The organism is Nonomuraea sp. NPDC003214, from assembly GCF_053590035.1.
Window position 1 is genome coordinate 514,459 of sequence record NZ_JBSFSX010000008.1, and the last position, 16,649, is coordinate 531,107.

At 69.6% G+C, this 16,649-nt stretch carries 19 protein-coding genes; 10 read left to right on the forward strand and 9 right to left on the reverse strand.

Features of this window, described 5'->3' with window-relative positions; all coding sequences use genetic code 11:
- The first annotated feature begins 455 nt into the window (after positions 1-455).
- Positions 456-851 carry a hypothetical protein gene (locus ACWDXC_RS27585; RefSeq protein WP_449986496.1) on the forward strand — a complete coding sequence of 132 codons (396 nt, stop codon included), beginning with the start codon at positions 456-458 and terminating at the stop codon, positions 849-851.
- An 841-nt stretch (positions 852-1,692) separates the two neighbouring features.
- A complete protein-coding gene (locus ACWDXC_RS27590; protein WP_449986498.1) occupies positions 1,693-2,232 on the forward strand; it encodes a hypothetical protein in 540 nt (179 codons plus the stop codon).
- A 279-nt stretch (positions 2,233-2,511) separates the two neighbouring features.
- Here the strand turns inward: ACWDXC_RS27590 and ACWDXC_RS27595 are convergent, their stop codons facing one another.
- The gene (locus ACWDXC_RS27595; RefSeq protein WP_449986499.1) at positions 2,512-3,063 is read right to left on the reverse strand and encodes a TetR/AcrR family transcriptional regulator C-terminal domain-containing protein; all 552 of its coding nucleotides are present in this window, start codon (positions 3,061-3,063) and stop codon (positions 2,512-2,514) included.
- Between the two features lie 136 nt (positions 3,064-3,199).
- Between ACWDXC_RS27595 and ACWDXC_RS27600 the strand changes: the two genes are divergently transcribed.
- Positions 3,200-4,231: a GNAT family N-acetyltransferase gene (locus tag ACWDXC_RS27600; RefSeq protein ID WP_449986501.1), complete on the forward strand. Its 1,032-nt coding sequence runs from the start codon at positions 3,200-3,202 to the stop codon at positions 4,229-4,231.
- Between the two features lie 37 nt (positions 4,232-4,268).
- Here ACWDXC_RS27600 and ACWDXC_RS27605 read toward each other — a convergent pair whose 3' ends face one another.
- Positions 4,269-4,607, reverse strand: a complete 339-nt coding sequence (locus ACWDXC_RS27605) for a DUF6461 domain-containing protein (RefSeq protein ID WP_449986503.1) — start codon at positions 4,605-4,607, stop codon at positions 4,269-4,271.
- Positions 4,604-4,696 (reverse strand): DUF6461 domain-containing protein, encoded by a 93-nt coding sequence (locus tag ACWDXC_RS27610; protein WP_449986504.1) that lies wholly within the window; start codon positions 4,694-4,696, stop codon positions 4,604-4,606. The genes ACWDXC_RS27605 and ACWDXC_RS27610 overlap by 4 nt, the downstream gene beginning before the upstream one ends.
- 137 nt (positions 4,697-4,833) lie before the next feature.
- On the opposite strand from ACWDXC_RS27610, the gene ACWDXC_RS27615 reads away from it, so the two are divergent.
- Positions 4,834-5,298, forward strand: a complete 465-nt coding sequence (locus ACWDXC_RS27615; protein WP_449986506.1) for a hypothetical protein — start codon at positions 4,834-4,836, stop codon at positions 5,296-5,298.
- Between the two features lie 17 nt (positions 5,299-5,315).
- Here ACWDXC_RS27615 and ACWDXC_RS27620 read toward each other — a convergent pair whose 3' ends face one another.
- Both ACWDXC_RS27620 and ACWDXC_RS27625 read right to left on the reverse strand, forming a co-directional pair.
- A complete protein-coding gene (locus tag ACWDXC_RS27620; RefSeq protein ID WP_449986507.1) occupies positions 5,316-5,879 on the reverse strand; it encodes a DUF6461 domain-containing protein in 564 nt (187 codons plus the stop codon).
- Positions 5,880-5,891: 12 nt separating this feature from the next.
- A complete protein-coding gene (locus tag ACWDXC_RS27625; protein WP_449986509.1) occupies positions 5,892-6,869 on the reverse strand; it encodes a helix-turn-helix transcriptional regulator in 978 nt (325 codons plus the stop codon).
- 124 nt (positions 6,870-6,993) lie between these two features.
- Here ACWDXC_RS27625 and ACWDXC_RS27630 point away from each other — a divergent pair, with 124 nt between their 5' ends.
- The 3 genes from ACWDXC_RS27630 to ACWDXC_RS27640 all read left to right on the forward strand — a co-directional run bounded on the left by ACWDXC_RS27630 (position 6,994) and on the right by ACWDXC_RS27640 (position 10,251).
- Positions 6,994-7,944 carry an alpha/beta fold hydrolase gene (locus ACWDXC_RS27630; protein ID WP_449986511.1) on the forward strand — a complete coding sequence of 317 codons (951 nt, stop codon included), beginning with the start codon at positions 6,994-6,996 and terminating at the stop codon, positions 7,942-7,944.
- Between the two features lie 108 nt (positions 7,945-8,052).
- Positions 8,053-9,219: an MFS transporter gene (locus ACWDXC_RS27635; RefSeq protein ID WP_449986513.1), complete on the forward strand. Its 1,167-nt coding sequence runs from the start codon at positions 8,053-8,055 to the stop codon at positions 9,217-9,219.
- 96 nt (positions 9,220-9,315) lie between these two features.
- Positions 9,316-10,251: a CPBP family intramembrane glutamic endopeptidase gene (locus ACWDXC_RS27640; RefSeq protein ID WP_449986515.1), complete on the forward strand. Its 936-nt coding sequence runs from the start codon at positions 9,316-9,318 to the stop codon at positions 10,249-10,251.
- Between the two features lie 43 nt (positions 10,252-10,294).
- Here the strand turns inward: ACWDXC_RS27640 and ACWDXC_RS27645 are convergent, their stop codons facing one another.
- Positions 10,295-11,023 carry an LLM class flavin-dependent oxidoreductase gene (locus tag ACWDXC_RS27645; RefSeq protein WP_449986517.1) on the reverse strand — a complete coding sequence of 243 codons (729 nt, stop codon included), beginning with the start codon at positions 11,021-11,023 and terminating at the stop codon, positions 10,295-10,297.
- Positions 11,024-11,059: 36 nt separating this feature from the next.
- On the opposite strand from ACWDXC_RS27645, the gene ACWDXC_RS27650 reads away from it, so the two are divergent.
- Together ACWDXC_RS27650 and ACWDXC_RS27655 are read left to right on the forward strand one after the other, a co-directional pair.
- Positions 11,060-11,533: a GNAT family N-acetyltransferase gene (locus ACWDXC_RS27650; RefSeq protein ID WP_449986519.1), complete on the forward strand. Its 474-nt coding sequence runs from the start codon at positions 11,060-11,062 to the stop codon at positions 11,531-11,533.
- 44 nt (positions 11,534-11,577) lie between these two features.
- Complete coding sequence (locus ACWDXC_RS27655; protein ID WP_449986521.1) at positions 11,578-12,765, forward strand: cytochrome P450; 1,188 nt, start codon at positions 11,578-11,580, stop codon at positions 12,763-12,765.
- A gap of 184 nt (positions 12,766-12,949) precedes the next feature.
- Here the strand turns inward: ACWDXC_RS27655 and ACWDXC_RS27660 are convergent, their stop codons facing one another.
- The 3 genes from ACWDXC_RS27660 to ACWDXC_RS27670 all read right to left on the reverse strand — a co-directional run bounded on the left by ACWDXC_RS27660 (position 12,950) and on the right by ACWDXC_RS27670 (position 15,516).
- A complete protein-coding gene (locus ACWDXC_RS27660; RefSeq protein ID WP_364183109.1) occupies positions 12,950-13,597 on the reverse strand; it encodes a response regulator transcription factor in 648 nt (215 codons plus the stop codon).
- Positions 13,598-13,601: 4 nt separating this feature from the next.
- Positions 13,602-14,729: a sensor histidine kinase gene (locus ACWDXC_RS27665; RefSeq protein WP_449986523.1), complete on the reverse strand. Its 1,128-nt coding sequence runs from the start codon at positions 14,727-14,729 to the stop codon at positions 13,602-13,604.
- Between the two features lie 160 nt (positions 14,730-14,889).
- The gene (locus ACWDXC_RS27670; protein WP_449986525.1) at positions 14,890-15,516 is read right to left on the reverse strand and encodes a TetR/AcrR family transcriptional regulator; all 627 of its coding nucleotides are present in this window, start codon (positions 15,514-15,516) and stop codon (positions 14,890-14,892) included.
- Positions 15,517-15,598: 82 nt separating this feature from the next.
- Between ACWDXC_RS27670 and ACWDXC_RS27675 the strand changes: the two genes are divergently transcribed.
- The gene (locus ACWDXC_RS27675; protein WP_449986527.1) at positions 15,599-16,468 is read left to right on the forward strand and encodes an SDR family oxidoreductase; all 870 of its coding nucleotides are present in this window, start codon (positions 15,599-15,601) and stop codon (positions 16,466-16,468) included.
- The last annotated feature ends 181 nt before the right edge of the window (positions 16,469-16,649 follow it).

Genomic DNA, 16,649 nt, shown 5'->3' on the forward strand with positions numbered 1-16,649 from the left:
AGCACACATGCGCCGATAAAGGGAGTCCTCTAGCACGAGCCGCTGTGAACCCGTTCGGTTAGATGGCTTCCAACTCCGCTGGCAGTCGGTGACCGCAAGCGGAATGGAGACGGTGACTACCTCCGAGGTTAGAGTGCTGCCGAATTAATCTTATAGAGATCAAGGGCGGCGGCGCGGCGGCCACCGTACCCCCGGCCCTCCGCCCGCCCGCCGTCCGGGCGTGCGGCATGGGGGCCGGTCCCGGCCGGCGGCGGACACCGGGCCGGCCACCGCACGCCGGCCCCGCCGTACCGACGAGCGCGCCGACCGGGGTTGTCGCGCCGCCGCACAGATGCAGCCCTACGATCGCCATTTGATGGGTGGGCACCGTGCGTGCTTTGGGGGCGATCGGTGATCCAGGGTGAGGTACGAGCCCTGGATCACCGAGCAGCGTGGTTGATCTCTTGGAGGGCACGATGATCGGCATGCCGGAGAACCCGTTCGAGTCGATGAAACATCACCTGCGTCAGCGCTTGCACGACCACGCTCGTTCGCGCTGGCAGCTGTCCGGGATCGACGTACGTTTCCGTGGCAGATTCGCTTATGTCGAAGCACGCCTGCATGGTGGTGCCTACGCGCGGTTGTGCCGCCTGCGTTTTGACGGCCCTCCGCACACGTGGGGCTTCGCGATTCGCCTTCCTGACGAAGGCATCTACCAGGACAGTCTCGTGCCCAGCGGGTACCCCGCAGGCTCACCTGAGGAAGCCCTTGATTATGCGTGCGCCTTCCTTTTTGCTGACCCCGACGCTCACACCACACCTCCACCGCACGCAACCGACCGAAGCGACGCAGAGCTAGACAGGAACGTCTGATCCACGGGGACTTAGCTTGCCCGGGGCCTCCGGCGGGCCCGTGCAATATGCGTGCAACGATCTTGCTGCTAGTGGCGCTCCGGCAGAGAGGAAGCGCAGGTCCAGAGCATCGCGTGGAGAGGAAAGGTACGAGCTGTGGAGCAGTCGGCGGTTCGACGCCGTGCCCGTTGCGTGCCCGATGGGGCGGCGAACCAGGGGACTGACGGGGAGCCACGGGGGACGCGATCAGTGCGTTGACCTGTATATCCGCAGGTCGAGCGTGATCGGCGTGCGTCTTTGCAAGCAGGATGTCAGGAGTTCGAAATCTCCTAGGCTCCACCGGGACAAACGCCCCGCAATCGATCTTGGTGCGGGGGGTTTTGCCATTGACGTGCTACCCGCCTTCGGTGATCTTCTGCTGCCCGACCGCCACATGGGTGCGGCGTGGTCACTGTCGTCGCCCATACGGGCTTGAGGCCGGCCAGGCTCGCGCCGGACGTACGTGGCGAGGTGTTCGGTCCGGGCGGGGACGATCGCCAAGGGAATGGACCGTCCGGGGCGATGAAATCGATGCTGCTACGACCACTCGCGATCACCTGTCGCAGTGTTATTGAGAGGGCAACCATCAATATCGAATCCTCTGGCTAGGATCGAGCCGACAGCTTCACGAAGGGGCCGAGCTTGCTGAATGCAGTTGCCGATGAGGACAGCTTGACGTGGTCAGTGTGGGAGCTGCTTCTTCTTGGTGGATTTGCGCTTCTAGTTCTGATTCTTCTGGGGGTTACGATCGGTATCGTCCTGACAAAACTGGAGCGCCGCACCGGCAAGTGGTAGCCGGGCCGCAGACGGGTAGCCATTTCCCGTGATCGGGAAGGGGCTCTTCCAGTTGGTGCTCACCCGGGGTAGCACGGCGACGAACCAGTGCACGATCATCCTGTACGTGGCGATGCTCCGGTTGCTGGCGATCGGCCTGCTCAGCGGTGTCGCAGTGCTGCCGCTCATAAGGCTCCAGCGCGGCGAGAACTTCGAGCATGCCCGACTCGCCGCCTTGACGGCGCTGGACGCCGGACAGGTCATAACCGTTCCGCCCGCGCTGCTGGTGGGCATCGTGCTGACCGCCACGCGGTCGTGGACGCGTACACCTGGCTACACCCTTGGCTCGATCACGACGCTGTTCGGCGTGGTCGTCGCAACGCAGGCGTGGGCCGCGATGAACTGGGTCGAAGGACGACCTTCCGGGATCGGCGATCCGGACGGGGAGTTCGTCGTAGCCGTCGTCGCCCTGTTGTCCGGCGTGATCACGACCCTTGTGGGCGCACTCGTCCTCCTCTTTCGATGGACCGGCTACGAGTCGCAGACGGCATCGTCGCGCCGTCAGCGCTCGGCGCGCCTCCGTGGATGAGACTTCGCTGCGTACATTCACGAGGTCTTCTTGTACGAGTGCGTAGAAAGGGACGAGCAGAACCAATGACGACGTTCAAGAAGTGGAACCGCGCCGATCACGTTGAGCAGGCCGGAGGAGAAGAGGCCCTCGCTGCGACCCGGCGCATCGTTGACGAATTCATCGCTGATCGGCAGCTACGCGTCGGCAAATTTGGGCAACGCTCCGCTCGGATTGTGCCTCGTCCATTGAGCTGTTCCGGATTGGGTGCCGCGACGCGCCCGCTGGGCTCGGCGGTTATCAGTGCAGGAGGGCGTCGAGTCCCGCCTCGATGATGGTTTCGGTGTCCACGGTGTGGGCCGCGTGCAGTGATGCGTAGAGCGGGGCGATTTCGCGGTCGACAGGGGCGTCTCGCTCGTGGCCTGCCGTCGGGGTCGTTGTCGCGCTGCCGATGACGAAGTTCGACAGCGCATAGGCATCGCTGAGGGGGTCGGTTGCGCCGCGCTCGGTGAGCAGGACGCACATGCGCTCGGAGAGGCGCAGGTAGTTCGGCCCTCTGGGGGCGCGCATGGCGATGACCTGGCATGCCCAGGGGTGCCGTACGAGGTGGCGGTAGTAGGCGAGCATCAGGGCGTGAAGCCCGGCCTGCTTGAGGGCTTCCTGCAGTTGCGTGTCGCGCCCGAGTGCGTCGTCGAGCGCGAGGTCGTAGAGGTCGTCGACCGACGTGACTCTGGAGTACAGGCTGGCAGGAGCCACTTCCAGCCGGAACGCGACGGCGCGGACGGTGAGCGCTCGCAGTCCGCCCTCGTCCAGCAGCTCCACGGCCGTTCGTGCGACGTCGCGCACGTCCACGGCGCGCGCTCTGCGGACAGGCTTGCGACGCTCCCAATAACTCACATGCCTACTTTATCCGAACTATGTTAGTTTACCCGGTATGTTGGATGCCAGTCTTCTCCCGCTTCGCAACAAGGGTGCGGTGTTGCGTGCTATGCGCCCGACCGACGCCGGCGCGTATGCCGCGGGCACAGCCGACCCCGCAGTGCGTCAGTACGCGCATCTGCCGGAGCCCGAGTACACCGAGGCGTCCGTGAAAGCGTTGATCGAGGGGACGATCCGCGAAGGGATGGAGCGCGGCGACCTCGCGGTGCTGACCGTCGCCGACCCCGCCGACGACGCCTTCGCCGGGAGTCTGGTGCTGTTCGGCGTAGAGGAAGACTCTGTCGAGGTCGGCTTCTGGGTGCACCCGGATCACCGAGGCAAGGGCGTCGCCGCGGCGGCGCTGGATCTCGCGGTCGAGTTCGTCAGGCGCAGCGGATTCACCAGGCTCACAGCTCGTACCGTTCCCGAGAACGAGGCGTCTCGGTGGGTGCTCGAACGGTCCGGCTTCGGCCGAGGCGAAGAGACCCGTGGCGTCGCCCCTTCGGGCCAGGAGGTCGTCGCGCAGCACTACGCTCTCGACCTCGAACCGATCACGCTGTTTCCCCTGGAGACGGAGCGGCTACGGCTGAGGCTGTACCAGCAAGCCGACGTACACGCATTGTGGCGCACCTACAGTCGTCCCGACGTCGACCGCTATCTTCTCGAAGAGCCGTGGTCGGAGGAGGACGCTGCCTGCCGTATCAGCGAGCGGATGGTGCGGACGGGTCTCGACAGCCGGAATGCCGCTCTTGCCCTGATCATCGAGCATGAGGGTGCGGTCGTCGGCGACGTGGCGATCTGGCTGACCGACGTGGAGCGTCGAGTCGCAGAGATCGGCTGGGTGATGGACCCCGCCCACAGTGGCCGAGGGTTCGCGACGGAGGCCGTGCGAGCCGTGCTCCGGCTGGCATTCGAGCAGTACCGGGTGCACCGGGTCGTAGCGCAGATGGACGCTCGCAACGAGGCCTCCGCACGACTCGCACAGCGCGCCGGAATGCAGCGCGAAGCCCATCTCCGGCAGGACTGGTGGAGCAAGGGCGAGTGGACGGACACCTTCGTCTACGGCGCTCTCTCCACCGACTTCCCAGCCGGAAATCCTTGATGAGCGATGGGGCGCGCCCCGAACGGTCGTGGCTTGCTCATCGGGGCCGAGGCACCAGGCCGCACAGGTAGGTGGACTCCTCCAGCAACTGTGGCGTCAGCTTGACCCCGGTGACGTGCTCGGCCAGGGCGAACGCCGCCTTGTCGTGGTTATCGGAAACGCTGTCGTCGCCGGCAAGGTCGAAGCCGACTCGTTGCATGACCTCCACGAGTTCGTCCGGGGAACTGCCGTGGCGAAAGTGGGGGAAAAGCGGGTCGAAGAAGAGGCGAATCTCCCCGTCTTCCACCCAGTAGAAGTAGCCGACTGCGTTGACGTTGCGGGAATGCGAAACGAGTCGCGTACCGGCCGACAACGGCAGGATGGTTTTCCTGCTCACGCCGCGGACAAGGTGAAGCAGTACGAGTCCGCCAGATCGGGGAACCGGTCGTCGTTGAACCAGAGGTAGTCGTCAGCATTCGGGATCATATCGGCATCCTCTCAGCCGCAGCAGAAGCCCGGGCGCCGGGGTGAACGTGCCGTACTGATCAGCCATGGCGAGGTGAGCTAGACAAGCACTGTCTAGCTCACTAGCCATGAATGGCATATCCCTCTACGCTGACATCATGCGCTCACGTTCCGATGAAATTCTCGACGAATTCGGGCCCGTGGAGAACATCGGCGAGAACGAGCCCGAAGCCGTCACCTACCAGGCCACCGTCACGCGCATCGGCAAACACTGGACCGCCACCGTTCGTGACCTCCCCGGTGGGCAAACAGCTCACGTACAGGGTGCGAGCTGGAAGGAGACCAAGGAGAACGTCGTCGACTGCGTCCTCAAGCTCCGCGACGACAAACCCGACGCCGTCGCCGTTCAGTTCGTCCCCGGTGACCCTGAGGTCGCTGCCGCGCTGGCCACCGTCTCCGCGGCTCGCAGCGCCCGTGTGCAGGCCGAGCTGGCCGAGCGGGATGCGGTCTATCGGGCCGCTCGCCTTCTGGTCGGCAAAGGGTGGAGCACCCGAGACGCGGGCAGCGCACTGGGCTTGTCCCACCAGCGCATCTCCCAGATCGCTCCACGCCCGGCGAGTTAGGCGGCCGAGGTCCGGCATCACGTTCTGGGGATGGCGCCCCACAGGAAAGTGGAACCTTTCAACAATTCCTCCGTCAGCCTGATCTCGGTCAGGTGCTCGACGAGAAGGAAAGCCGGCCCCTTGTAGAGGTCGGGAAACGACGGGTAGAGCCGGTCGATTTCGGCCATCGTCTCCACGAGCTCGTCCGGTGTTCCGGTCGGGTGATTCACATCGGCTCCGTGGCAGAACCTGATCTCGCCGTCCTCGCACCAATAGAAGTAGTCCAGGCCCTTCAGGCTGAGCGCGGCCTGGGAGACGAGGCGGGTGCCTCGGGAAAGCTCGGCGATCAGGTCTTCGTCGATGACGAGCCAGTACGAGTCGAAGATGAATGTCCAATCCCCGATGGCGGTGACGCCGAGAGGATCCCCCGGGCGTGGATATTCATCCGGGCCGCCGGGGAAGGGGCCGGGCGTGAAGTTCTCCCATTGGCCGCCGAGGCGGGCAATCACCTGTTCAGGCGCGGCACGGACGTAGATGAAGCTGTAGCACTCCCCGGCGTATTCGTCGCAGAGCCACGAGACGTCGAGAGGCCGCAGGGTCATGGCGTCATGCTGTCAGCCGCTACCGACAGGGCCGGGGGGCAAGCAGGCGTATCGCTCGACGAGTGCGTTGCCGATCGCGGCCAGGTGGTCCCGCACGCCCGGAGGGCCGGTCACCTCGAGCCATTCGGTCAGCCCGGCGAGCTCGACGGCGAGCGCGTACTCGTTGTTGCCGCGTATCACGACCTCGATGCGGCCGTCCACCGTGGGACCTCCCACCTGGAGCCGATCGCCGAGCAGCGCCCGCAGCAGCCCTATCCCCTGGGGCGCGCATACCGCCTGGGTCTCCAGGGGCGTTCGCCTGCGGTCGATCTCGTCGGCGATCGCGCGCCAGCTCTCGGCCAGGTCGAAGCCCGGGGGCCGGTGCACGGGATCGCCGGTCGGGTCGGCGGAGGAAACGCGGTCGATCCGGAAGCTCCGCAGGCCGGTCTCGGTGTCGGAGACGAGGTACCACGACGGGCCTTTGGCGACGATGCCCAGCGGGTGGACGGTTCTCTCGGTTTCGGAGCCTTCGCGGTCGACGTAGCCGAGCCGCACCTGGACGCCGCGGATCACCGCGTCCTGGAGCTCGTCGAGGAAGCGAGGCGGCGGGTGCTCGACCCGGCTCGACCCCCATCGTTCCGGGTCCCTGGCCAACGACGACGCCGCCGTCTCGGCCTGCACCCGGAACGGCTCCGGCAGGGCACGGACGAGCTTGCGCAGAGCCGCTTTGACGGCCGGCGTCGTCGCGGCGGCCGGGCCGGCGACCAGGAACAGGGCGCGGGCCTCACTCTCGGTCAACCCGGACAGGTCGGTACGGGCGCCGCCCACGAGACGCCAGCCGCCGCCTCGGCCCTGCGTGGAGTAAACGGGCACCCCGGACATGGCCAGGGCGTCGAGGTCGCGGCGGGCGGTGCGTTCGGAGACCTCCAACTCTCGGGCGACCTCTGCCGCCGTCACCTGCTCGCGTCGTTGCAGCAAGAGGAGGATGGCCACCAGCCGGTCAGTTCGCACGCCGACGACACTTTCACAGGAAACCGGTCATGAGGTGACCGGTTTCGCTCGCAGGATGGGGACGTGGTCTCACCGAAGAGTCCCACTACGACGTCTGATCATCGGAAAGACGAGAGGAAATGCAATGTTCGACCCTGCCGATTTTCCCGAACCCATCATGGTTCCCGTCAACGGCGTGCAGCTCGAAGTCTTCGAGGCGGGACAGCAGAACGCGGGAAATCCCATCGTGCTCTGCCACGGCTGGCCGGAGCTCGCCTTTTCCTGGCGCTATCAGATGCCTGCCCTTGTCGCAGCGGGCTACCACGTCATCGTCCCGAACCAGCGCGGTTACGGCAACTCGTCCCGCCCGGCCGAAGTAACGGCCTATGACATCGAGCACCTGTCGGGTGACCTGGTCGCACTGCTCGATCACTACGGATACGAAGACGCCGTTTTCGTCGGCCACGACTGGGGGGCGATCGTCGTCTGGGGGCTGACCTTGTTGCATCCGGACCGGGTGAGCAAGGTGATCAACCTGAGCGTGCCCTACCTCGATCGTGGAGAGAAGCCCTGGGTCGAGTTCATCGAGGACGCGCTCGGCAGCGACTTCTACTACGTCCACTTCAATCGGCATCCCGGCGTCGCGGACGCCGTGTTCGACGAGAATGTCCACCGGTTCCTCCGCAACATGTACCGGAAGAACGAGCCCCCGAGAGAGCCGCAGCCGGGCATGGCGTTGATCAATCTCGCCAGGGAGGAAACGCCGCGCGGTGAGCCCTTGATGAGCGAAAGGGAGCTGGCCGTGTTCGTCTCCGCCTTCGAGACGTCAGGGTTCACGGGCGGGATCAACTGGTACCGGAATGCTGATCGTAACTGGCACCTGCTAGCGGACGTGGAGCCGATCATCCGGCAGCCCGCCCTCATGATCTACGGCGACCGGGATGTGGTCCCGAAATCCGACAAGCTGGCGGAGTTCGTGCCCGACGTGGAAGTGGTCAACCTGGACTGCGGCCATTGGATCCAGCAAGAGAAGCCGGAAGAAACGACCCGGGCGATTCTGGGATGGCTGGAGAAGCAGGCCGGCCTGAACGGGTGAGGCGCCCGGCGGTTCTCACCGGGCGCCCCTTGGTGGAGACCGTCTGACGACTGGTCGCGTCCGAAAGGCGCCGGTACGCAGGGGTTCTCGCCTGTTTGGCTGTACGCCGTGTCAACCATCACCCGCACCCCACTGGTCAGCCGGCTCGCAGTCGTCACGATCATGCTGGGCATCTTCGCCATCGTCACCAGCGAGATCCTGCCGATCGGGCTGCTGAGCGCCATCGGGTCCGACTTCGGCGTCTCCGACGGCGTCGCGGGGCTGACGATGGCCCTGCCCGGCGTCGTCGCCGCCGTCGCCGCGCCCGTCGTCACGCTGACCACCGCCCGGCTCGACCGGCGCGCGATGCTGTGCGCGCTCATGGCGCTGCTCGCCGTGGCCGACGTGCTGGCCGCGGCGGCGACCTCGTACGAGATCATGCTGGTCTCCAGGGTGCTCGTCGGCGTCACGATCGGCGGCTTCTGGTCCATCGGGGCGGGGCTGGCCGGGCGACTGGTGCCGCCGCACGCCGTCGGCGCCGCCACCGCCGTGATCTTCTCCGCCGTGCCGCTGGGGTCGGTGCTCGGCGTCCCGGCCGGGACGTTCATCGGGGACCTCGCCGGGTGGCGGACCGCCTTCGTCGTGCTGGCCGTGCTCGCGCTCGCGGTGCTGGGCGGCCTGGTCGTGCTGCTGCCGCCGCTGCCCGCCGAGCAGGTCACCAGCCTGCGCGCCCTGCTCGACCTGCTGCGCACCCGGGCTGCCGCGATCGCGCTGGTGGCGACGTTCCTCATCGTCCTCGCCCATTTCGGTACGTACACGTACGTCACGCCCTTCCTGGAGGACGTCACGGGGCTGGGACCGGCCGCCGTCAGCGCCGTGCTCCTCGCGTACGGCGTCGCGGGGATCGCCGGGAACTTCCTCGCGGGCCGGGCCGCCCGATGGCGGGTCGCGTTCGTGACCTGCGGCGGGCTGATCGCGCTCGCCACCCTGCTGCTGCCCGTGGCGGGAGGCGGCGCCGTCGCCGCCGTGGGGCTGCTCGTCGTCTGGGGACTCGCGTACGGGGGCGTGCCCGTCTGCTCGCAGGCGTCCTTCCTCGCCGCCGCGCCGCACGCGCCCGAAGCCGCCACCGTCGTCTTCACCGCCTCCTTCCAGGCGACCTTCGCCCTCGGCGCGTTCCTGGGCGGGCGGGTCGTCGACGCCTCCTCCGTCTCCACCGTCATGGTCTGCGGCGGAGTGGTCGCGCTGCTCATGGCGGGGGTGCTGGCGGCCGTCCGGCCCCGCCGCGCATACCCCTAGCTGTACCTCCGCTGGGGTGCACGCGGGAGAGACCGGACAGGGTCCTGGCTGATGTCCTGAACCGTGTCCTCGTACGAGCGTTCCACGGAGAATGACATGGCAGTCAACAGCCGGCCGGCTGTCGAAGAGAGTCCCGACCAGCAGACCGGATTGCGGGGGTTCATCCGCCGCCGTCCGCTCGTCAGCTTCTTCGTCCTGGCCAACCTGATGAGCTGGATCGCCTGGACGCCCTACGTGCTCTCGGCGACCGGGCTGGGAGTGCTCGACTTCACGTTCCCCTCGGTGCTCGGCACCACGCAGTTCGCGGGCGTGCTCCCCGGCGCCTACCTCGGTCCGATCTTCGCCGCGTACCTGGTCACCAGGATCGCCGACGGCAAGGAAGGCGTCCGCCGCTGGCTCGCGCGGATGACGAAGTGGCGGGTGAGCTGGGTCTGGTACGTCGGCACCGCCGTCGGCGTGCCCGCCGTGCTCGTGCTGACCGGCGCCGCTCTGTCCGACGAAGCCATCCACATGCCGCCCGTCGCCCTGCTGGTGGCGTACGTCCCGGGCCTGCTGCTCCAGATGGTCACCACCGGGCTGGCCGAGGAGCCCGGCTGGCGTGACTTCGCCCTGGCGCGCATGCAGCGCAGGTTCGGGCCGCTGGTCGGCACCCTCATTCTCGGGCCGCTCTGGGGCCTGTGGCACCTGCCGCTGTACCTGAGCGAGTGGGGCGGCTGGCCGGACGTCACCTGGATGCGGATCGGCGAGTTCTTCGCCTTCTGCTGCGTGTTCAGCGTGGTCGTCACCTGGGTGTTCAACCGCACCGGCCAGAGCCTGCCGCTGGTCATGCTGCTGCACGTGGGCGTCAACAACTTCATGTCGATGGCCTACGCGGAGCTGTTCCCGTCGATCGCCTCGGCCGAGCAGGCGTCGCGCGTCACCCTCCTCGCGGGCACCACGGCGGCCCTCGTCGTCCTGGCCGCCACGCGGGGCCGGCTCGGCTACAGCCCCGAGGAGCCGGCTACGGCGGACCCGAGCGGACGCGCCGCATGAGCTGGTCGAAGTCGCCGCGGCGGCCGTGCAGGTGCTCCAGCCACTAGGTCGCGCCCGCGTCGGCGTAGGGCGTCACCGAGGCGCCCGGCTCGCTGACGCCGATGAGCGCCACGTCGAACGGCCCCTCCGCCACGCGGTGGCGGCGGAGCTCGGCGACCTGGACGGCCAGCTCGGCGGGGGACAGCGTCATGCGGCCCTCCTCGTCGTCGCCCGCCACGACCCAGCCGTCCCAGCGGGCCGCCCGGCGCAGGGCGGCCGGCGCCGTGCCGCCGATCCACACCGGCACCCGGGGCCGCTGCACCGGCAGGGGCGCCAGCCGTACGCCGTCGACCGTGTAGCGGGCGCCCCGGTGACGCACCTCGTCGCCGGACCAGAGCGCGGAGATCACGCCGAGCGCCTCGTCCAGCACCGCCCCGCCGGGCCGGGGCGCGCCGAAGGCGGTGAACTCGCCGGCGACCCCGCCAAGCCCGGCGCCCAGGATCGCCCGCCCGCCGCTCAGCCGGTCGAACGTCGCCACCGTGTGCGCCAGCACCTCCGGCCGGTGCCGGGCGACGGCCGTCACCGCCGTGCCCAGCCTGACGCGGGACGTCGCCGCGGCCGCGGCCGAGAGCGCCACCCACGGGTCGGCCGACGGCATGCCCCAGGCGAAGGCCAGGTGATCCCACACCAGCACGGCCTCCCAGCCGGCGGCCTCGGCCTCGCGGGCCAGCGCGACCAGCCGCGACGGCTCCGCGAGCTCACCGAGGATCGCGACGTCGATGCCATAGCGCATGCTCCCCATCCAACCACCAGGCATATCGTTCAGCACATGACGAAAGATCTTCGAGCCGTACGTATCACCCCCGCCAACATCGACACGGCGCTGACCGTGAAGGTCCGCCCCGACCAGGAGCGCTTCGTCTCGCCGGTGGCCAAGTCGCTGGCCGAGGCGTACGTCCAGCCGGACGTCGCCTGGCCGCGCCTCATCCTCGACGGCGACCAGCCCGTCGGCTTCCTCATGGCCTTCATCGACATCGACTGGGACGGCAAGGGCGTCGACTTCCGGTCCGGCCTGTGGCGCCTCAACGTCGTCCCCGAGGCGCAGGGGCGCGGCGTCGGCAGCTTCGCCGTCGCCACGGTGGCCGCCGAGCTCAGGCGGCGCGGTAGCACCCACATGTACGTGACCTGGGAACCGGAGGACGGGGGACCCGAGGGCTTCTACCGCAGGCTCGGGTTCGAGCTCACCGGTGAGGAGAGCGGAGGCCAGACCGTCGGCGTCCTGGATCTGACACATCCCGGGTGAAACCAGCACTTGTCCGGGTCAGCGGCAGCCGCGACCATGGGCGAGTGGATCTCTACCGCGACCCGTACCCGACCTACGCCGAGGCCCGCCGCAACCGCGGGCTCACGTTCGTGCCGGAGCTGAACGCCTGGCTGGTCGCCCGGCGCGAGGACGTCCGCGAAGTGCTCGGCAAGCCCGAGCTCTTCTCGTCGGCGGGTGCGCTGCGCCCCGACTACCTGCCCGGCAAGGCCGCGCTCTCGGAGCTGGTCAAGGGCGTCGGCGGCGTGCAGGCCGTGCTCGGCGCCGACGGGGCGGAGCACCGGCGGCTGCGCCGGCCGCTCACCAGAGGGCTGTCCCCCGCCCGCGTCGCCGCCGCGCTGCCGTACATGACCGAGCGGGCCGAGGAACTGGTCGCCTCCTTCGCCGGTGACGGCCAGGTCGAATGGATGCAGGCGTACGCCAAGCCGCTACCCGCCTCCGTCATCGGGCACGTCATCGGCCTCGACCCGGCCGACACGCCGGGCGCCGTCCGGGGCGCGGAGCGGGCGGAGGAGCTGCTGTTCACGGAGCTGGACGACGCCGGGCAGGTCGAGTGCGCCAAGGAGATCGTGACCCTGCAGCGGCTCCTCGACGGCTACGCGCGGGCCCGGCGGCGCGACCCGCGTGACGACGTCTGCACCGAGATGGTCAGGGAACTCGCGCCCGGCACCGGCGACCTGACCCTCGACCAGCGCAAGGAGATCGTCTCCAACCTCCAGAACCTGCTGCTCGCCGGCCACCTCACCACCACGGCCCTGCTCGGCTCCGTCGTGCTGCACCTGCTGCGCGACCGCCGCCAGTGGGAGCTGCTGTGCGAACGGCCCGAGCTCGTGCCGGTCGCCATCGAGGAGGCGGCCCGGTTCGAGGCGCCCGTCCAGGGCTTCCGCCGCACGGTCACCGGGCCCGTGACGCTGGCCGGCACCGAGCTGCGCAAGGACGACGTGCTCTTCGTCTCGTACGCCTCCGCCGGCCGCGACGCCGACCCCGCCACGCGGCCCGACGTGTTCGACATCGGGCGCGCCCCGCTGCGCAGCCTGTCGTTCGGGCACGGCCCGCACGGCTGCCCCGGCTCCCAGCTCGCCAAGGAGCAGGTGCGGATCACGCTGGAGATCCTGATGCGCGAGTTCCCCGGGCTGCGGCTGGCCCGTGATGAGGTCACCATGGCGCCCACCCTCATCCACCGCTCCCCCGAAGCCCTCCACCTCACCTGGTGACCCCGGCGGGGTCGGCCCTTTCCGAATCCCCTTCCGGGTCGGTCTTTCCGGGCGCGACCCCCGGCGGGCGCGACTCCCGATGGGCGCGGCCCCTTCCAGGGCGGTCCGGTCCCTTCTGGGGCGGCCTCTTCCGGGTCGGCCCTGTGGGGTGGTTCGTCAGTGGAGCCGGGGTCGAGGGGGCGTGTCAGAGGTGGCCTGCGTCGCGGATCTTCATGGCGACCTGGACCCGGTTGTCGGTGCCGAGCTTGGCGAAGATGCGGGTGACGTTGGCCTTGACCGTGGCGACGCTCATGGACAGGCGCTGCCCGATCTCGGCGTTGGAGCTGCCCCGGGCCACCTCGACCGCGACCTCCAGCTCGCGGTCGGTCAGCCTGGCCAGCTCGCGCCGTGCCTCGTCCCGGCCGGGCGCGTGGCCGCCGGTGGCCGCGGCGATCACCTGATAGGTGACGCTGGGCGACAGCACCGGCTCGCCGGCCGCGACCGTGCGGACGGCCTCCACCATCTTGGCCGGCGGCGTGTCCTTGAGCAGGAACCCGGCCGCGCCGAGGCGCAGCGCGCGCAGCACCATGTCGTCGGCGTCGAAGGCGGTCAGCACGAGGATGCGCGGCGCGTCCGGCCGCGACGTCAGCTGCTCGGTGGTGACCAGGCCGTCCTGGCCGGGCATGCGGATGTCCATCAGCACCACGTCGGGCCGTTCGGCGCGCACCAGGGTCACGGCCTCGCGCCCGTCGCCCGCCTCGCCGACGATCTCCAGGTCGGGCTCGCCGCCCAGGATGAGACGCAGTCCGGTGCGTACCATCGGGTCGTCGTCGACGATCAGCACGCGTGTCACGACGTCAAGCCTCCCACGGCAGCCGGACAGAGAGGACGAATCGCCCGTCCTGGTGGGCGTGGGTGATCGTGCCGCCCGCCATCCGCGCCCGTTCGGCCACGCCGACCAGCCCCAGCCTGCCGCCCGGCGCGGACGACGGCCCGTAAGGGGTCGCGTTGGTCACGTCGATGCGCAGCACGTCGCCCGGCCGCCCGTCGAGCTCCACCCTGACGCTGCTGCCCGGCGCGTGCTTGCGGGCGTTGGTGAGGGCCTCCTGGACGATCCGGTACGCGTTGCGCCCGGTCTGGGTGGGCAGCCGGTCGCGCTGCTCGATCGTGTCGGTGACGAGCACCTTCTGACCGGCGGACCGCACCTCGTGGAACAGCGCGTCCAGGTCGGCGATGGTCGGCTGCGGCGCCGCCAGCTCACCGTCGGAGCGGAGGGTGCCGAGCACGGTGCGCAGCTCGTTGAGCGACTGGTGGGCGTTCTCCTGGATGGCCAGCGCGGTTTCGCGGGTCTGCTCCGGGCCCAGGTCGACCCGGTAGGCCAGCCCGCCGGCGAGCATCGCCAGCAGGGACATGCGGTGGGCCAGCGCGTCGTGCATCTCCTGGGCGATCTTGGTGCGCTCGGCGAACCTGGCCTGCTCGACGCGCTGCCGCTCCGCCCGCTCCTCCGCCAGCAGGGCGTCACGCTCCGAGCGCAGGTAGAGGCCGAAGACGGTCAGCCCGGCGAGAATCGTGGTGCTGGTGACGAAGCTGATCATGCTCTGCTGGCTCACGCCGCCCGCGAACGCGTAGAGCGTCGCGCTGCTCCAGGACAGCGCGGCGACGGGCACGATCTCGCGCCACCGGCGGTGGGTGCACAGGGACACGTACGCCACGTTGGCGGGGCCGCTCGCCGAGCTCGAGAAGGCGGTCAGCAGCGCGGTCGCGGCGGCGATCTGCCAGGGCCACCGCCGCCGCCAGCGCATGAGCACCAGCCCGAGGACCCCCAGCGACACGTCGAACACGGCGCGCGGCAGCTTGTCGAGGTCGTGGGCGGCGACCCAGGCCCAGACCACGGCGAAGAACAGCATGGGACCCAGCGCCGCGAGATAGCGCACCATGCTGCCCCACCGGTCGAGGGGGAGCTGGTGCTGGGGGCTGTCGTTCACGGGACCCAGCCTAGGAACTTCGCCGCGATGCCCTTAGCGACCTGGGTCTATTGTCGGGCCACCCTGGGTCTAGACCTGGCCGACCGGAGCGCCGACCCGGACGCCGACCGGCCGTCCGGCGGGGTGGTTCGCTCCGGGTTGCGCCGGTTTGGCGGCGGGCTCACCCTTGGCCGTTCGGGAGGGAGCTGAGCTCCTGGCCGTCCGGCAGCGCGGTCAGCCAGGCGGTCAGGCGGGCGCCCTGGCTGGTCATCACGCCGGGGTCGCGCAGGGCGTTGGCCAGGAGTGACATGCCCTGGTACGCGCCCACCAGGGTGAGGGCGAGCCCGCCGGGGTCGGGCAGGCCGAGCTCGCGGAACTGGCGTTCGGCCCAGTCGAGCAGCAGCCGGATGACCCGGCCCGCCTCCGCGTCCAGGCCGCCTTCGTCGCGTTTGTCGAGCTCGACGGCCAGGGTGCCGGTCGGGCAGCCGTAGCGGGCGGCGACGTCGCTCTGGCTCACCCACGCCTCGATGAGCCCCGTCAGCCGGGCGCGCGGGTCGGGCAGGCGGTCCAGCTCGCCGGTGAGCTCCTGCAAGCGGCGGGCGTGCTCGGAGAGCGCGGCGGCGACCAGCTCGTCCTTGGTCTTGAAGTAGTAGTACACGTTGCCCACCGGGACGTCGGCGGCGCGGGCGATGTCCGCGATGGTGGTGCGCTCGGCCCCCTGCTCGTGCACGACCCGGGCGGCGGCGGCCATCAGCCGTTGCCGTTTGGCGGAGGCGGCCCTTGCCCGGGAAACTTTCGAGTCAGTCACCTGACTCACTATAGGCGGTCCTTGTGCTACGGTCTCTTCTCAGTAAGTCAGCCAACTAACTCACTCGAAAAGGGGCTTCATCATGATCGTTGTCACCGGAGCCACCGGGAACATCGGGCGCACGCTGGTCCGGCTGCTGGTCGAAGCCGGCGAGCAGGTCACCGCCGTCTCCCGGCACATCACCCCCGCGGACCTGCCCCAGCCCGTCGGCGGCGGGGCGTCGCCCGCGCGGGCCGTCGCCGCCGACCTGGCCGACCCCGACAGCCTGCGGCCCGCGCTGGAGTCGGCCGACGCGCTGTTCCTGCTGCTCACCGGGGCGCTCGCGGCCACCGGCGACACCGTGCGCCACGCCGTACACGCCGCCAAGGCCGCCGGGGTGCGCCGGATCGTCCTGGTGTCGTCGCAGTCCGCCGGCACGCGACCGGACTCCGGCGGCCACGGGCGTCGCGCCCTGGAGGACGAGAACCAGGTACGCGAATCCGGGCTCGAATGGACGATCCTGCGGCCGGGCAACTTCGCCACCAACACCCTGGCCTGGGCCGAATCGGTGCGGAACGGGCGCACGGTGTTCGCGCCGTTCGGCGACGTGGGGCTGCCGGCCGTCGACCCCGACGACATCGCCGCGGTCGCCGCCGCCGCCCTGCGCGAACCCGGGCACCACGGCCGGACCTACGTGCTCACCGGGCCCGAGCCGATCACCCCGCGCCAGATGGCCGCGGCCATCGGTGACGCGCTGGGCGAGCGGGTCACGTACCAGGAACTGTCGCGGGAGCAGGCACGGGAGCGGATGCTGACGTTCATGCCCGCGCCCATCGTCGAGGGCACGCTGAACATCCTCGGCGAGCCCACCGCCGACGAGCGGCGCGTCAGCCCGGACGTCGCCCAGGTCCTCGGCCGCACCCCCGGCACCTACGCCGCCTGGGCCCACCGCAACGCCCCCGCCTTCCGCTGATCCCGGAACGGGAACCCCGCGCGGCCCTGAGCCCCCGCCTTCCGCTGAGCCCGCCGCGCGCGGCACTGCTGCTCCGCCTTCCGCTGGCGCGGGAACCCCGCGCGGCGCCGCTGCCCCGCCTTCCGCTGGTCCGACCCTCGTGGCCCCCCGCGTCGGTGCCGCTGGGCCCCCGCAGGGGGTG

What these genes read in the sequence shown, in the direction of transcription:
- ACWDXC_RS27650 (WP_449986519.1), top strand. Translation starts at nt 11,060, where the DNA reads ATGACGAAAGATCTTCGAGCCGTACGTATCACCCCCGCCAACATCGAC.
- ACWDXC_RS27615 (WP_449986506.1), top strand. Translation starts at nt 4,834, where the DNA reads ATGCGCTCACGTTCCGATGAAATTCTCGACGAATTCGGGCCCGTGGAG.
- ACWDXC_RS27610 (WP_449986504.1), bottom strand. Translation starts at nt 4,696, where the DNA reads ATGATCCCGAATGCTGACGACTACCTCTGGTTCAACGACGACCGGTTC.
- ACWDXC_RS27620 (WP_449986507.1), bottom strand. Translation starts at nt 5,879, where the DNA reads ATGACCCTGCGGCCTCTCGACGTCTCGTGGCTCTGCGACGAATACGCC.
- ACWDXC_RS27640 (WP_449986515.1), top strand. Translation starts at nt 9,316, where the DNA reads ATGGCAGTCAACAGCCGGCCGGCTGTCGAAGAGAGTCCCGACCAGCAG.
- ACWDXC_RS27630 (WP_449986511.1), top strand. Translation starts at nt 6,994, where the DNA reads ATGTTCGACCCTGCCGATTTTCCCGAACCCATCATGGTTCCCGTCAAC.
- ACWDXC_RS27675 (WP_449986527.1), top strand. Translation starts at nt 15,599, where the DNA reads ATGATCGTTGTCACCGGAGCCACCGGGAACATCGGGCGCACGCTGGTC.
- ACWDXC_RS27600 (WP_449986501.1), top strand. Translation starts at nt 3,200, where the DNA reads ATGCGCCCGACCGACGCCGGCGCGTATGCCGCGGGCACAGCCGACCCC.
- ACWDXC_RS27645 (WP_449986517.1), bottom strand. Translation starts at nt 11,023, where the DNA reads ATGCGCTATGGCATCGACGTCGCGATCCTCGGTGAGCTCGCGGAGCCG.
- ACWDXC_RS27585 (WP_449986496.1), top strand. Translation starts at nt 456, where the DNA reads ATGATCGGCATGCCGGAGAACCCGTTCGAGTCGATGAAACATCACCTG.